A 14,289-nucleotide genomic window follows, 5' to 3' on the forward strand; every position below is an offset into this window, starting at 1 on the left:
AAAACAGGATGGCCACGCCCGACGACGAATCGCGTCGTGCGCGGCCCCATCAGTAACCGCCCAGCGCCCGCACATGCGCCACCGCGCTGCGCCCCAGGGCGGACAAGTCGTAACCGCCTTCGAGAAAACTGACGATCCGCCCCTGGGCGGATTCGGCCGCGATCTCGACCAGACGTTCGGTGATCCAGGCGTAGTCCGCCTCGACCAGTTTCAGGCTGCCCATGTCGTCCTCGCGATGGGCGTCGAACCCCGCCGACACCAGGATCAGCTCGGGCCGGAAACCGCGCAGCGCCGGCAGCCAGTATTCCGACACGAGGGGGCGGATCACATCGCCGCCGGAATACGCATCGACCGGGATGTTGATCATGTTCGGCCCCAGATTTTCATGGCGAGTGTCCGGGAACAAGGGATATTGATAGAAACTGCACATCATGATCCGGGGTTCGTTCAGGAAAACTTCTTCCGTCCCGTTGCCGTGGTGGACGTCGAAATCCACGATGGCGACGCGCGACAGGCCATAGTGGTCCAGAGCATAGCGCGCCGCGATGGCGATGTTGTTGAAGAAGCAGAATCCCATGGCCTTTTCGGGGCACGCGTGGTGCCCCGGCGGACGGATGGCGCAAAAAGCGGTCCGCGCATGACCGTCCATGATCTCGTCCAGGGCCGTCAGGCCGGCGCCGGCCGCCGCCCAGGCCGCCTGCAGGGTATCCGGATTCATGATCGTGTCCGGATCCACCGGGAAATAGCCGTGCGCCGGCGCGTGCTGACGCAGGAACGCCAGGTATTCCGGTGTGTGCACCCGCAGCACGTCTTCGGGCCTGGCAAGCCGCCCCGTGCGGTGGGACAGGAAATCCATCAGGCCATTGGCGGCCAGCTGATCGGCCACCGCATCCAGGCGCTGGGGGGATTCGGGGTGCCAGACCCCCATCTCATGCAGGCGGCAGGCCGGATGGGTAATATAGAGTGTCTCCATAAGGGCGATTATGTTCAGACCAACCCGTATTTTGCAAGTTGCCGTAGCGTCGCTTTTTATATCGGGCTGCGCAAGCAGCCACAGCGATTCCGGACCGTCCGCCGCCGCCCTCGCGGGGACAACGAATCAAACAATTGTTTCAAACGATCGTATTAATTCTAGCAGAACACGATCCGTCGGGAAACCGGCACCGGTCCGAGGAGATTTCCTCGATACGGACGGCCATCTGCTGCCCGAAGTGCAGGCCTTCGCCCGGGAAACCGCCCAGGCCCATGCCCTGCCCCTTGACGATGTCGAAGCCCTGCTGGCCGAGGCGCGCTACAACGCCACGGCGGTCCGGCTGATGACGCCTCCCGCGCGCTCGGGCCGCATCCGCCGCGCCTGGACCAGCTATCGCCAGCGCCACGTCGACGCGGTGCGCATCCGCGAGGGCGTTTCCTTCTGGCAGAAGCACCGGGCCGCGCTCGACCGGGCCAGCGCCCGCACGGGCGTGCCGCCCTCGATCATCGTCGCCATCATCGGCATCGAAACCGTCTACGGCCGCCACACTGGCGACCACCGGGTCCTGGACACCCTCGCCACCCTGGGATTCCGCTACCCCGATCCGAACCGGCCGGAACGCCAGGCGATGTTCCGCGAACAGCTGGCCGACCTGATCGTGCTGGATCACCGGGGGGAACTGGATGCGCGAGTCGTGGAAGGATCGTTCGCGGGGGCCATGGGGTTGCCGCAATTCATGCCGGGCAGCCTGATGCGCTACGCCGTGGATGGCGACGGCGATGGCCGCGTGGACCTGATCAACAATACGGACGACGCCATCGCCTCGGTGGCGGCATTCCTGCAGGCCCACGGCTGGGTGCGCGGCGTGCCGGTCTTCGCTCCCGCGGCCCTGCCCGCCGATGCCGCGCGACGAGCCCAGGATGGCCTCAAACCCGAAACCGACTGGGCCGCGCTGCGGGCCTCGGGCGCCCGGGCGCTGCCGGGCGGCGGTTCGGCCTGGCAGGCCCAGCCGCTGGGGGTGATCGACCTGCGCGACGAAATCCGCGGCACCCACGACGTGCGCTGCGCCACGCCCAATTTCTTCGCCCTCACCCACTACAACCGCAGCTATTTCTACGCGGCGTCGGTGGCGGACCTGGCGCACGAGATCGCCGACCGCATCGGCTACGGCGATCCGAACCGGCTGGATCCCTGATTCTGCAGGCACGACCGCCTTCAACCGCGGCAGCTCTCCACCCCGCGGGCTGCAAGCCGCTCGGATTCGGCAGGCGCAAAATAGTTCAATCGGGACTATTTTGTGCCTGCCTCATCCAAATACGCCGGTGGACAGGTAGCGATCGCCTCGGTCGCAAACGATGAAGACGATGGTGGCGTCCCGCGCCGTAGCGGCCACGCGCAGCGCGGCCACGGCCGCGCCGGCCGAGGAAATCCCGCCGAAGATGCCTTCCTCGGCGGCCAGGCGCCGAGCCATGGTTTCGGCCTGCTCCTGGGTGATGGGCTCGAAGGCGTCGACGCCGGCCGGATCGTAGATGCTGGGCTGGTAGGCCTCGGGCCATTTGCGGATGCCGGGGATATGCGCGCCTTCGGCCGGCTGGGCGCCAATGATGCGCACGGCCGGATTGCGCTCGCGCAGATACGAGCCCACTCCCATGATGGTGCCGGTCGTGCCCATGGCACTGACGAAGTGCGTGACCTCGCCGCCGGTCTGTTCCCAGATTTCCGGGCCTGTGGCTTCGTAATGAGCGCGGGGATTGTCGGCGTTGGAGAACTGGTCAAGGACCTTGCCCTTGCCTTCGGCCTGCATCCGCAGCGCCAGGTCGCGGGCATATTCCATGCCCCCGCCCTGTGAAGGCGTCAGGATGAGTTCGGCTCCATAGGCCGTCATCGCGGCGCAGCGTTCCTGGGACGAGTTGTCGGGCATGATCAGGATCATGCGGTAGCCGCGCACGGCGGCCGTCATGGCCAGGGCGATCCCGGTGTTGCCGCTGGTCGCTTCGATCAGTGTGTCGCCGGGACGGATGTCGCCGCGCGATTCCGCCCGGCCGATCATGCCGAGGGCAGCGCGATCCTTGACCGAGCCGGCCGGATTGTTGCCTTCCAGCTTGGCCAGGATCACGTTACCGCGCGGTTCTCCGGTATCGCCCGGCAGCCGCTGCAGGCGCACCAGAGGCGTGGAACCGATAATGTCTTCGATAGTGGGGTAGGTCTTCATGGACGAAATCATACACCCGCCCATCCGCCGCGCCGGGCTTGCCCCCAGGCCGGAATATGCTTATGAAAAGACGGCATATCGCCGGTCCGGGAACGAGGACGGACGATGCCGGCTCAGCGCTTGCCCGCCGCGGGCTTGGCCGGACCCGCAGACCCGCCGGACCCGGCCGGGCCGGCAGCGGCCCGGGCGTCGGTTCCCTGCCCCGACAGGCGCGTGCCGCCGCCATCGATAGTCAGGCCCGCCGATTGCAGGGCCTGAGCCCGGCGCGGGCCGATGCCGCGGACCCGGTCCGACAGGTCGGCGAACGACAGATAGCGTCCGCCGCGCTCGCGCTCGTCGAGAATGACCTGGGCGGTCCTGGGACCGATGCCGCGAATGCCCCGCAACTGGTCCTGCGTGGCGGTGTTCAGATCCACGGCTCCCGCCGTGCCGGCCCAGGCCAGAGCGGCGATGCCGGCCGTCGCCAGCAGCCGCGACAGGCCGCGCGCGGAGCGATGGACCGCGCGCCGGACGCGCGGCCGTCGGTCCGGGACACGGGCTCGACCGACGCCCGAACCCGGGACCGACGCTCCGTCCGAGGAAGCATGGGTACGGACGGCATCGGCAGGCCCGCCGGCCGGTCGACCGGCCGTATCGTGCAGAAAAGGATTCATGACCGACTCCTGAAGTGTGAAGGTCCGGTCATGATGCCCTGGACGGATGGCGAATGGAGGGGATCTTGATCCGGAATGTCCGTCCGGGAAAACGCGCGCGACCAGCGCGAGCGAGGGGAGACGCCGGGAATTCCGGACCGCCCGGACTGGAACCAGCCGATCAGATCACCAGCCGCCCCGATTCCAGCAGCCGGCCGACATAGGCGTTCACGCCCGTCTGCACGTCGCTGAAAGCGCCCGTGTAGCCGGCGGCGCGCAGCCGGGTCAGATCGGCCTGGGTATGGCTCTGGTAGCGGCCCTTCAGGTCATCCGGGAACGGGATGTAGCGCAGTTGTCCGCCCGCCACCAGTTCCGGCAGCGGCAGGGCGAGCTGGCCCTGGTGCACGCGCAGGCTGTTGACCACGGTCTGGGCGACGTCGTTGAAAGGCTGGGCGCACCCGGTGCCGCAATTGAAAATGCCGGAGACCTCAGGGTGATCGAGGAAGTGCAGATTCACCTTGACCACGTCATCGACGAAGACGAAGTCGCGCTGCTGGCCGCCGTCCGAATAGCCGTCCCAGCCGCCGAACAGCCGCACGTGGCCCTCGTTCGCATACTGGTTCATGTTGTGGAAGGCCACCGACGCCATGCGGCCCTTGTGCTGCTCGCGCGGGCCGTAGACGTTGAAATAGCGCAGACCCACCACCTGGGCCGTGAGGCGGTCCATGCGCCGGCGCAGGACCTGGTCGAAGAGCAGCTTGGAATAACCGTAGACGTTCAGCGGCGCCTCGCAGGCCGGGTCCTCGATGTAGCGCGGACCGGCCCCGTACACGGCGGCCGACGATGCGTACAGGAAGGGGACTTCACGAGCCTGGCAGTATTCGAACAGTTCCAGCGTGACGCGGAAATTGTTGTCCATCATGAAACGGCCATCGCGCTCCGTCGTGTCGGAGCAGGCGCCCTGGTGGAACACGGCGTCGGGGCGCGGCAGTTCGCCCGCCAGGACCCGGCGGCGGAACTCGTCCTTGTGCTGGTAGTCGGCGATTCCCAGGTCGGCCAGGTTGCGGAACTTGTCGCCGTCGGTCAGATCGTCGACCGCCAGGATGTCGGTGACGCCGCGCGCATTCAGGCCGCGGACCAGGTTGCTGCCGATGAAGCCGGCCGCGCCGGTGACCACGATCATGATGTCAATTCCCCTGTTGTGACAATGGAAGTGCCCAGCTTGCCGACGACGATGCCGCCGGCGCGGTTGGCCCACGTCATGGCCTCGAACCAGTCCAGGCCGGCGGCCCGGGCGACAGCCAGAGTGGCCAGCACGGTGTCCCCCGCGCCGGACACGTCGAAAACCTCGTGCGCCTGGGCATCCGCGTGCTGGCGGCCCTGGGCGGTGTACAGGGTCATGCCCTGCTCGGAACGGGTGATCAGCAGAGCCTCCAGTTCCAGTTCCTGACGCAGCGCCTGGGCGCGGCGCGTCAGGTCGTCCTCCGAGTCCCAGCGGCCGACGGCGTCCTGCATTTCGCTGCGGTTGGGCGTGACCAGGGTGGCCCCCCGGTAGCGCGGATAGCGGTGACCCTTGGGATCGACCAGCACCGGGATGCCACGCTCGCGGGCCGCCCGGATCATGGACTCGACCCGGGACAGGGCGCCCTTGGCGTAATCCGACAGCACCAGCATATCGTAGCCCGCCAGGACATCCGCCAGGCCGGCGTCCAGGGCGTCCAGCGCGCGCGCGCCCGGCCCCTGTTCGAAATCCACCCGCAGCAGTTGCTGCTGGCGCCCCAGCACCCGCATCTTCAGCGTGGTGTCCATGCCCTCGGCGTCCTCGACCAGATGGTCCCGGACACCGGCCTCGTGCGCCAGGGCGCGCACGCGGGCGCCGGCCTCGTCGGCGCCGACCACGCCCAGCAGTCCCACACTGGCGCCCAGGGCGACGATGTTGCGAGCCACGTTGGCCGCCCCGCCCAGGCGATCTTCCCGGCGGGCGACCCGCACCACGGGCACGGGGGCCTCGGGCGAAATGCGGTCGACTTCGCCGAACCAGTAGCGGTCCAGCATGATGTCTCCGGCGACGAGGATCCGGGCGGCAGCGGCCGCCCGGGCCGGGAATGCGCTGACGGACTCCGGCCCGCGGGCCGGAGTTCCGCCGCCACTATTCGGGGGAGCCTTCGGCTCCGAATGGGAACCGCCTCGCTCAGCCTCGCCGTGGCCGGCGAGGCCTGTGCTCTGGCGCGTGGTCATCGAATTTCCTCCAGACGGCGGGGCCGATAGGTTTCCCAGGTGTTGCAGCCCGGGCACTGCCAGTAATAGCGCCGCGCCTCGAAGCCGCAGTGCCCGCAGGCGTAGCGGTCCAGGCGCTGAGTGTGCTTGTGGATCATGCTGCGCAGCAGGCCCAGGTCGGCTCCCGGTACCAAGGGCCCGCCGGGAATGGCCTCGCCGCCTTGAGGAGCCTCCGAACCGGTGGCTCCCTGGGCCAGCTCGACCTCGAGCAGGCGGTCCAGCCCCAGCAGCGAGGGATGGGCGCGCAGGGCCTGGCGGGCGAAGGCCCAGGCGGGAACGGCGCCATCCGCGGCCCGCAAGGCGCGGAAGATCACGTTGAACAAGTCGAGCGTCGGCAGACGCTCGTACTGGTCGCGCAGCAGCGACAGGCCTTCGGCGGCGCGCCCCAGGGCCGCGTGGCAATCCAGCAGCGGCTGGGCGACCAGGCCGGAAAATTCGGGTGCCGTGGACAGGACATCCTGAAGCTGCGCGCGCTGGGATTCCAGATCGCCGCGCAAAGCCGCCCAGCGGGCGCGCAGCATGCGCACGCGGGTCTCGGAAGCCGGAGTGGCGCCATTCTGGCGCGCGGCGTTCTCGGCCGCGTCCAGGGCCTGGGCAGCGGCATCGAAATCGGGCGTCCTTGACTCCATCAGCGCCTGAGCCCGCTCGCAGTGGTAGTGCGCCAGTTGCGGGACAGGTTCGTCGGTGCGGCCGCGCAGCTGCTGGACGGTGTCGATGGCCTTGTCCCAGTCATGCTCGGATTCGTGGATGCGGACCAGTGCGCGTAAGGCTTCCAGGACATGGCGCGTCTGCAGCACCGCCTGGAAGCCCTGTTCGGCACGGTCCAGCATGCCGGCCTTGAGAAAGTCCTGGGCCAGGGCCAACTGGGCGTTTTCACGATCGGGCAAGGGCAGATCCTCGCGCGAGAGCAGGCTCTGGTGCACGCGGATGGCGCGCTCGATCTCGCCCCGGCGGCGGAACAGGCTGCCCAGGGCGAAATGCAGTTCGGTGGTTTCCGGATCGAGCTTGGCGACCTCGACGAAGGCGTCGATGGCGCGGTCGGGCTGCTCGTTGAGCAGGAAGTTCAGACCCTTGAAGTAGGAATCAGGCAGCGCCCGGGTTTCCGACAGCATCTGGCGGAAGTCGAAGCGCGCCGCCAGCCAGCCCAGGCCGAACAACACCGGAACGATGATCAGCCACCAGGGCTCGAAATCCACGACCAGCCCCCGGAAACTTACAGGGGCGCCAGCGGCGCGACCGTTTCGGGAATCACCGGAGCGGAGGCGGCCTGAGGATGATCCAGGGCGTCCTGGGCGCGGGCGAGTTCACGGCGCAGACGGTTGATCTCGCGACGGCGGCGCAGCATGGACGTGGCCGCCATGAGCAGCCCGAAGGCCACCCCCAGGACGAACGCGGACAGCATCACGACGATCAGCGGAACCTGGCTGAGGACGTGGCCGGCGAACAGGCCGACGTCCACAGGCGCTGTGTTCTTCAGGGCGAAAAGCAGCACGATGACAAAAATCACCAGCCGCAGAATCCAGACCAGGTAGCGCATGCGACAAGCTCCTCGGGACAATCCGAACATTGTAAACGGAAAGAGCCCCCACGCTGCGCAGCCTGCGGCTGCTTGCGTCCACCTCGCGGCCCGCATGCCGCTTGGATGCGCCGGACACAGGCCAGTCCGCAAGGACTGTCCTGTGTCCAGGCTCATCCTCCCAGGGGGCGTTTTTTCCTTGGGGCGGCCCGGCGGCACAAAGAAAACGGACGGAACCTCTTGCGAAGTACCGTCCGTCGTATCGGCCGCGATGGCGTTGTCAGTCCATCACATCATCCGGGCTTGATACAGATCGGCCACGGTGGCGGGCTCGTCGGCATCGCCGCCGCCGGGCCCCTGATCCACGCGTTCGCGCAGTTCCTTGCCCGGCTTGAAGTGCGGGACCAGCTTGGCCGGCACATGCACTTTTTCACCGGACTTGGGATTGCGCCCCACGCGCGGCTGACGCCGCGAGAGGGAAAAGCTGCCGAAGCCGCGGATCTCGATGCGTTGGCCCTGGGCCAGCGCATCGGCCATCGCGTCCAGGACCGTCTTGACCGCAAAGTCCATGTCGCGGGCCGCCAGCTGCGGATAGCGGCCCGCCAGCATGGCGATGAGTTCGGACTTGGTCAGGCCAGGCATCACTCGTCGCGCTGCTGGTCGAGCTTGGCCTTCAGCAGGGCGCCCAGGTTGGTGGTGCCCGAGGAGGCGCTGGCTTCGGTCATGCGCTGGATGGTCTCGGCCGTTTCGGCGTTGTCGCGGGCCTTGATCGACAGCTGGATCGAACGCGCCTTGCGGTCGATGTTGATGATCATGGCCTCGACCTGATCGCCGGCGTGCAGGACCGTGGTGGCATCCTCGACGCGGCCGGCGGAGATTTCCGAGGCGCGCAGATAGCCTTCGACGTCCACGGACAGCGTCACGACGGCGCCCTTGGGTTCGACGGACTTCACGGTACCCGACATGACGGCGCCCTTGTCGTAGGTGGCCACGAAGTTGTTGAACGGATCGCCTTCGAGCTGCTTGACGCCCAGGGAGATGCGTTCCTTGTCGGTGTCGATGCCCAGCACCACGGCGTCGATCTCGTCGCCCTTCTTGAAGTTGCGCACGGCTTCTTCGCCGGATTCGGACCAGGAGATGTCGGACAGATGAACCAGACCGTCGATGCCGCCAGGCAGACCGACGAACACACCGAAGTCGGTGATCGACTTGATGGCGCCGTGGACCTTGTCGCCGCGTTTGAAGTTGGCGGCGAAATCTTCCCAGGGATTCGGGCGGCACTGCTTCATGCCCAGCGAGATGCGGCGGCGGTCCTCGTCGATTTCCAGGACCATGACTTCGACTTCCTCGCCCAGGGTCACGACCTTGCGCGGATCGACGTTCTTGTTGGTCCAGTCCATTTCGGAAACGTGCACCAGGCCTTCGATGCCGGCCTCGACCTCGACGAACGAGCCGTAGTCGGTCAGGTTGGTGACCTTGCCGAACAGGCGGGTGCCTTGCGGGTAGCGGCGGCCCAGGCCGATCCAGGGATCTTCGCCCAGTTGCTTGACGCCCAGCGAGACACGGGATTTTTCCTGATCGAACTTGAGGACCTTGGCTTCGATTTCCTGGCCCACCTGCAGGACTTCGGACGGGTGACGGACACGGCGCCAGGCCATGTCGGTGATGTGCAGCAGGCCGTCGATGCCGCCCAGGTCCACGAACGCACCGTAGTCGGTGATGTTCTTGACAATGCCCTTGACGATGGCGCCTTCGTGCAGGGTTTCGAGCAGCTTTTCGCGTTCCTCGCCCATGCTGGCCTCGAGCACGGCGCGACGCGACAGCACGACGTTGTTGCGCTTGCGGTCGAGCTTGATGACCTTGAATTCGAGGGTCTTGCCTTCGTAGGGGGTGGTGTCCTTGACGGGACGCAGGTCGACCAGCGAGCCCGGCAGGAAGGCACGGATGCCATTGGTCATGACCGTCAGGCCGCCCTTGACCTTGCCCGTGATGGTGCCGTTGACCAGTTCGCCCGATTCCAGAGCCTGTTCGAGCTGCAGCCAGGCCGACAGGCGCTTGGCGCGGTCGCGCGACAGGATGGTGTCGCCGTAGCCGTTTTCCAGGGAATCAATGGCGACGGAGACGAAGTCGCCGCCCTCCACTTCCAGGTCGCCCTGGTCGTTCAGGAATTCTTCGAGGGGAATGTAGGCTTCGGACTTGAGGCCCGCGTTGACCACGACGAAATTATGGTCGATGCGCACGACTTCGGCGGAGATGACCTCGCCGGAACGCATGTTTTGATCCTTGATGCTGGCGGCAAACAGATCGGCGAAGCTTTCGCCGCCCAGGGCGGCTGCAGTGTTGAGGGTGGACATGAACGATAGATCCATACGCCCCGAGGGGCAATCATGACACGCCAGGCAAAACGCCCGGCGGAGTGAAAAAACATCCCGCCCGGAACAGAAGCGCCGAAAAAACGACGGCGCCCCGTCAGGCAAGCCCACGTGCGGACCAGAGATCCAGCACTTGACGCACCACATCATCGATCCCCTGATGGGACGAATCCACGGTGACCGCATCCGCCGCCGCGACGAGCGGCGCATGCGCCCGACCCCGGTCTCGCGCATCGCGCGCCCGCAGGTCTTGCAAAAGGTCGTCTAGATTAGCAGAAAAACCCTTGTCCTTCAACTGCTTATGGCGCCGCTGCGCCCGGACCTCGACGCCCGCGTCGAGAAAGATTTTCAGGGGGGCGTCTGGAAAGACGATGGTGCCCATATCGCGCCCGTCCGCCACCAGGCCCGGCGCCCGGCGGAAGTCCCGCTGGCGCGCCAGCAGCGCCTCGCGCACCGCAGGCCAGGCGGCCACGCGCGAAGCCAGGTTGCCGACCTCTTCCCGGCGGATCAAGCCGCCGACATCCTCACCGCCCATGAGAATGGCGTCCGGCTCGAAACGCACGTCCAGGCGCCGCGCCAGCCGGGCCGCCTGGGCCTCGTCGGTGCCGTCGCCGCCCTCGCGCAGCACCGCCAGGGCGGTCAGGCGGTAAAGCGCGCCGCTGTCCAGCACGTGCCAGCCCAGGGTCCGGGCCACCCGCTGGGCGATCGTGCCCTTGCCCGAGGCCGTCGGACCGTCGATGGTGATGACCGGCGCGGTCCGCGCAAGGGTGCCGTTGCCAGGATGATCGGCGGCCATGGAAGATTCCTTTTCTGTGGATGGAATTCGCCGCCCGGGGCGCTCTGGCGAGGGGCGCCCCGCAGGCGGGACAGCGTTCAGTCCGCCCCGAGCAGGCGGCGGAATTCCGTGAAATAGTCCGGATAGGTCTTGCTGACACAGCCCGGGTCCAGGATGGTCACCGGCACGGGACCGAATACCGCCAGCGAGAAGCACATCGCCATGCGATGGTCGTCGTAGGTGCGGATCTCGGCGGCGCGCCAGCCGTCGGCCGGCAGGGGATGCACGGTCAGGCTGTCGGCGTCGGATTCCACGCGCGCCCCCAGGCGGGCCAGTTCGGCGTGCATGGCGGCGATGCGGTCGGTTTCCTTGACGCGCCAGCTGGCGATATTGCGCAGCCGGCAGGGGCCGTCGGCATACAGGGCCAGCACGGCGGCGGTCATGGCGGCGTCGGGGATCAGGTTGAAGTCCCGGTCGAAGGCCCTGAGCCGCTCGCCCTCGGCCACCGCGCGGCCCCGCACCACCAGGGCATCGGCCTCGCGCTCGACCCGGGCGCCCATGGCCTCGACCACGTCGGCGAAGGCCACATCGCCCTGGATGCTGTCGCCGCCGACTCCTTCGATGCGGACCGGGCCGCCCGCGATGGCGCCCAACCCCAGGAAATACGAGGCGGACGAGGCGTCGCCCTCGATCCGGTAGCGGCCCGGGGAGCAATAGCGGGCGTCGGCCGGGACGACGAAGCGCTCCCAGCCCTCGCGCCGCACGCGCACGCCGAAGCGTTCCATCAGGTTCAGGGTGATCAGGATATACGGTTTCGAGATCAGTGGACCGTCCAGTTCGATGACCACGTCATGGCCGGCCCGACGGGCCGCGATCGGCGCGGCCATCAGCAGCGCCGTCAGGAACTGGCTGGACACGGAGCCGCGCACCCGGACAGGCCGGCGCGCGTCCGGGCGCCCCCGGCCGATGCGCAAGGGAGGATAACCGTCCTGGCCCTCGTACTCGATCTCGCAGCCCAGGCCGCGCAGCGCCTGGACCAGGTCGCCGATGGGCCGCTCGTGCATGCGCGGAACACCGGACAGGCGATAGTCGCCGCCCATCACCGCCAAGGCGGCCGTCAGCGGCCGGAAAGCCGTGCCCGCGTTGCCCAGGAACAGGTCGGCTCGCTTCTGCGGCCAGTCGGCGGCGCCGGCCAGGGCCACCCGCCCCGCTCCGTCCTCGCGCAGGTCCAGGCCCAGGGTCCGCAAGGCATCCCGCATGACCCGCGTATCGTCGGAGTCCAGCAGGCCGTCGAGTCCGGTTTCGCCTTCGGCGAGCGCCGCCAGCAGCAGCGCCCGGTTGGAAATGCTCTTCGAGCCCGGCAGCGTCACCGTGCCGCGCGCATGCGCGGCCGGCTCCAGACGCAGGGAAGGTTCGCGCCCGGCGGCGCCCGTCGTGTGCATCACATCTGACTCCTGCCGCCCCAGAACCGGCGAGCGATCGCCGCCTGTTCGAGCAGGGCTTCGAGCGCGGCGGGATCGGGATCGCCTTCGAGGGTCGCCCGCAGCAGCCGCAGCGCCTGGTCGAAATCGTCCAGTTCGCGCAGCACCGCCGCCCGGTTGGAAAGAAAGATATCGCGCCAGACCTCGGCGGAGCCCGCCGCGATCCGGGTGAAGTCCCGGAACCCCGTGCCGGCCAGGTTCAGGCGCGTATCGGCGTCGTCGGCCCGGACGATCTGGGCCATATAGGCGGCCGCCAGGAAATGCGGCACGTGGCTGACGGCCGCCAGCGCCCGGTCGTGGGCCTCGGGCGTCATCAGCGAGATGCGCGCTCCGCAGGCTTCCCAGATCCGGATCAGGCGATGCTGCAGCAGGCCCGGCGTATCCTCGAACGGAGTCAGCACGACTTTGCGGCCGTGGTACAGCATGGGATCGGCCGCCTCGGGACCGGTCATTTCGGATCCGGCGATGGGATGGCCGGGGATGAACTGCGCGTGGCGCTCGCCCAGGATGTCCAGAGCGAGGCGCGCCACGTCGGCCTTGGTGCTGCCGGCGTCGGTGACCAGAGTGCCGGGCCGCAGCACGGGCGCCAGGTCCCGCAGGATCGGCGCCATGGCACCCACCGGAGTGGCGAGGAAGATCAGGTCGGCCTCGGCCGCCGCCCGGGACAACTCGGCGATCTCGTCGATCAGGCCCAGGTCGCGCGCGCGCTGGAGCGAGGCCGGATTGCGCCCGACCCCGAGCACCCGGCCCGCCTGCCCCACCCGGCGCAGGGCCGCCGCGAACGAGCCGCCGATCAGCCCCGTGCCGACGATGGCCAGCACAGGAATCAGGGGGGATCCCCACGCCGCGCCTTCGGCTTGCCGCCCTCCGCTGGGGCCGCTTTCGCCCTGGGGGCGGCCCGGCGGCGAAAGAGCAGAACCGGGATCGCCGTTCATGCCTGCAATACGGCCTTCAAGGCATCGAGGAGGCGGGCGTTTTCCTCGGGCAGGCCGACGCTGACCCGCAGGTGTTCGGGCAGGCCGTCGCCGGCCACGGGCCGCACGATGACGCCCCGGCGCAGGAGCTCGCCGTTCACGCCCGCGGCATCGCCCACCCGCACCAGCACGAAGTTCGTGTGGCTGGGCACGAAATCGAGCCCCAGGGCGGCGAAGCCTTCCTGCAGCTGCGCCCGGCCCGCCCTGTTCAGGGCGTAGGTCCGCGCCAGGAAATCGGTGTCGTCCAGGGCGACGCGCGCGGCGAGCTGGGCCAGGACGTTGACGTTGAAGGGCTGGCGCACCCGGTTGAGCAGATCGGTGAGCGCCGGCTGCGCCAGGGCGTAGCCGACCCGCAGCCCGGCCAGGCCGTAGGCCTTGGAGAAGGTGCGGGTGACGATCAGGTTGGGGAATTCTCGCACCCACTGCGTGCTGTCCGCCCGTTCCTCGGGATCGAGGTATTCGTCGTAGGCCTCGTCCAGCAGCACGGCGACGCGGTCCCCGTGCCGTTCCCGGACGGATTCCAGGAAGGCCCGCACGCGGGGGCCGGGCAGATGGGTGCCGGTGGGATTGTTCGGATTGGCGATGAACACCAGCCGCGTGTCATCGGCGATCGCCGCCAGCATGGCGTCCAGGTCGTGGCCGTAGTCGCGCGCCGGCACCATCAGGTGGCGGGCGCCCCGGGCCTGGGTACTCAGGCGGTAGACCACGAAGGCGTGCTGCGCATAGACGGCCGACGTGCCCTCGTCCAGCAGCGCCAGGGAGGCGAGTTCCAGCAGATCGTTGGAACCGTTGCCCAGGGTGATCCAGTCCGCGGGCACGCCGTGGCGCGCCGCCAGGATCGCCTTCAGGTCGAAGCCGTTGGCGTCCGGATAGCGGCCGTGCAGCGCGCCGGCGGCCTCGGCGAGCGCCGCGCGCACGCGGTCCGAGCAGCCCAGCGGGTTTTCGTTGGAGGCCAGCTTGATGATGCCGTCCGGGTCCAGTCCGTATTCACGGGCGAGTTCCTCGATCGGCTTGCCGGCCTGATAGGGAGCGATGGCCCGGATGTGGGCGGGCGCCAGGGTGTCTGTCATGAAGCGG

The 14,289-nt window shown here is 68.2% G+C and carries 14 protein-coding genes; 1 reads left to right on the forward strand and 13 read right to left on the reverse strand.

What is annotated here, in order from left to right; all coding sequences use genetic code 11:
* Positions 1–49: 49 nt before the first annotated feature.
* Positions 50–973 (reverse strand): histone deacetylase family protein, encoded by a 924-nt coding sequence (locus ACTPOE_RS06180; RefSeq protein ID WP_458871326.1) that lies wholly within the window; start codon positions 971–973, stop codon positions 50–52.
* 10 nt (positions 974–983) lie between these two features.
* On the opposite strand from ACTPOE_RS06180, the gene mltB reads away from it, so the two are divergent.
* On the forward strand, positions 984–2,168 hold the full coding sequence (mltB, locus tag ACTPOE_RS06185; RefSeq protein ID WP_458871327.1) for a lytic murein transglycosylase B: 1,185 nt from the start codon (positions 984–986) through the stop codon (positions 2,166–2,168).
* 111 nt (positions 2,169–2,279) lie between these two features.
* Here mltB and cysM read toward each other — a convergent pair whose 3' ends face one another.
* From cysM to hisC, 12 genes are all read right to left on the reverse strand, one after another.
* Positions 2,280–3,185: a cysteine synthase CysM gene (gene cysM, locus ACTPOE_RS06190; protein WP_458871328.1), complete on the reverse strand. Its 906-nt coding sequence runs from the start codon at positions 3,183–3,185 to the stop codon at positions 2,280–2,282.
* Positions 3,186–3,298: 113 nt separating this feature from the next.
* The gene (locus ACTPOE_RS06195; protein WP_458871329.1) at positions 3,299–3,838 is read right to left on the reverse strand and encodes a ComEA family DNA-binding protein; all 540 of its coding nucleotides are present in this window, start codon (positions 3,836–3,838) and stop codon (positions 3,299–3,301) included.
* A 160-nt stretch (positions 3,839–3,998) separates the two neighbouring features.
* A complete protein-coding gene (rfaD, locus tag ACTPOE_RS06200; RefSeq protein ID WP_458871330.1) occupies positions 3,999–5,000 on the reverse strand; it encodes an ADP-glyceromanno-heptose 6-epimerase in 1,002 nt (333 codons plus the stop codon).
* The gene (gene rfaE1 / locus ACTPOE_RS06205; RefSeq protein WP_458871332.1) at positions 4,997–6,055 is read right to left on the reverse strand and encodes a D-glycero-beta-D-manno-heptose-7-phosphate kinase; all 1,059 of its coding nucleotides are present in this window, start codon (positions 6,053–6,055) and stop codon (positions 4,997–4,999) included. The genes rfaD and rfaE1 overlap by 4 nt, the downstream gene beginning before the upstream one ends.
* Positions 6,052–7,290 (reverse strand): lipopolysaccharide assembly protein LapB, encoded by a 1,239-nt coding sequence (gene lapB / locus ACTPOE_RS06210; RefSeq protein ID WP_458871333.1) that lies wholly within the window; start codon positions 7,288–7,290, stop codon positions 6,052–6,054. The genes rfaE1 and lapB overlap by 4 nt, the downstream gene beginning before the upstream one ends.
* A gap of 17 nt (positions 7,291–7,307) precedes the next feature.
* On the reverse strand, positions 7,308–7,631 hold the full coding sequence (locus tag ACTPOE_RS06215; protein WP_458871334.1) for a LapA family protein: 324 nt from the start codon (positions 7,629–7,631) through the stop codon (positions 7,308–7,310).
* A gap of 267 nt (positions 7,632–7,898) precedes the next feature.
* Positions 7,899–8,243: an integration host factor subunit beta gene (locus tag ACTPOE_RS06220; protein ID WP_458872769.1), complete on the reverse strand. Its 345-nt coding sequence runs from the start codon at positions 8,241–8,243 to the stop codon at positions 7,899–7,901.
* An 8-nt stretch (positions 8,244–8,251) separates the two neighbouring features.
* Positions 8,252–9,964: a 30S ribosomal protein S1 gene (rpsA, locus tag ACTPOE_RS06225; protein ID WP_458871335.1), complete on the reverse strand. Its 1,713-nt coding sequence runs from the start codon at positions 9,962–9,964 to the stop codon at positions 8,252–8,254.
* A 115-nt stretch (positions 9,965–10,079) separates the two neighbouring features.
* Positions 10,080–10,778: a (d)CMP kinase gene (gene cmk, locus ACTPOE_RS06230; RefSeq protein WP_458871336.1), complete on the reverse strand. Its 699-nt coding sequence runs from the start codon at positions 10,776–10,778 to the stop codon at positions 10,080–10,082.
* Positions 10,779–10,855: 77 nt separating this feature from the next.
* Positions 10,856–12,199 carry a 3-phosphoshikimate 1-carboxyvinyltransferase gene (gene aroA / locus ACTPOE_RS06235; protein WP_458871337.1) on the reverse strand — a complete coding sequence of 448 codons (1,344 nt, stop codon included), beginning with the start codon at positions 12,197–12,199 and terminating at the stop codon, positions 10,856–10,858.
* Positions 12,199–13,173: a prephenate dehydrogenase gene (locus tag ACTPOE_RS06240; RefSeq protein ID WP_458871338.1), complete on the reverse strand. Its 975-nt coding sequence runs from the start codon at positions 13,171–13,173 to the stop codon at positions 12,199–12,201. Before ACTPOE_RS06240 ends, aroA begins: the two co-directional genes overlap by 1 nt.
* Positions 13,170–14,282 carry a histidinol-phosphate transaminase gene (gene hisC, locus ACTPOE_RS06245; RefSeq protein ID WP_458871339.1) on the reverse strand — a complete coding sequence of 371 codons (1,113 nt, stop codon included), beginning with the start codon at positions 14,280–14,282 and terminating at the stop codon, positions 13,170–13,172. Before hisC ends, ACTPOE_RS06240 begins: the two co-directional genes overlap by 4 nt.
* Positions 14,283–14,289: the final 7 nt, after the last annotated feature.

The sequence above is a fragment of the Castellaniella sp. WN genome, assembly GCF_054457555.1.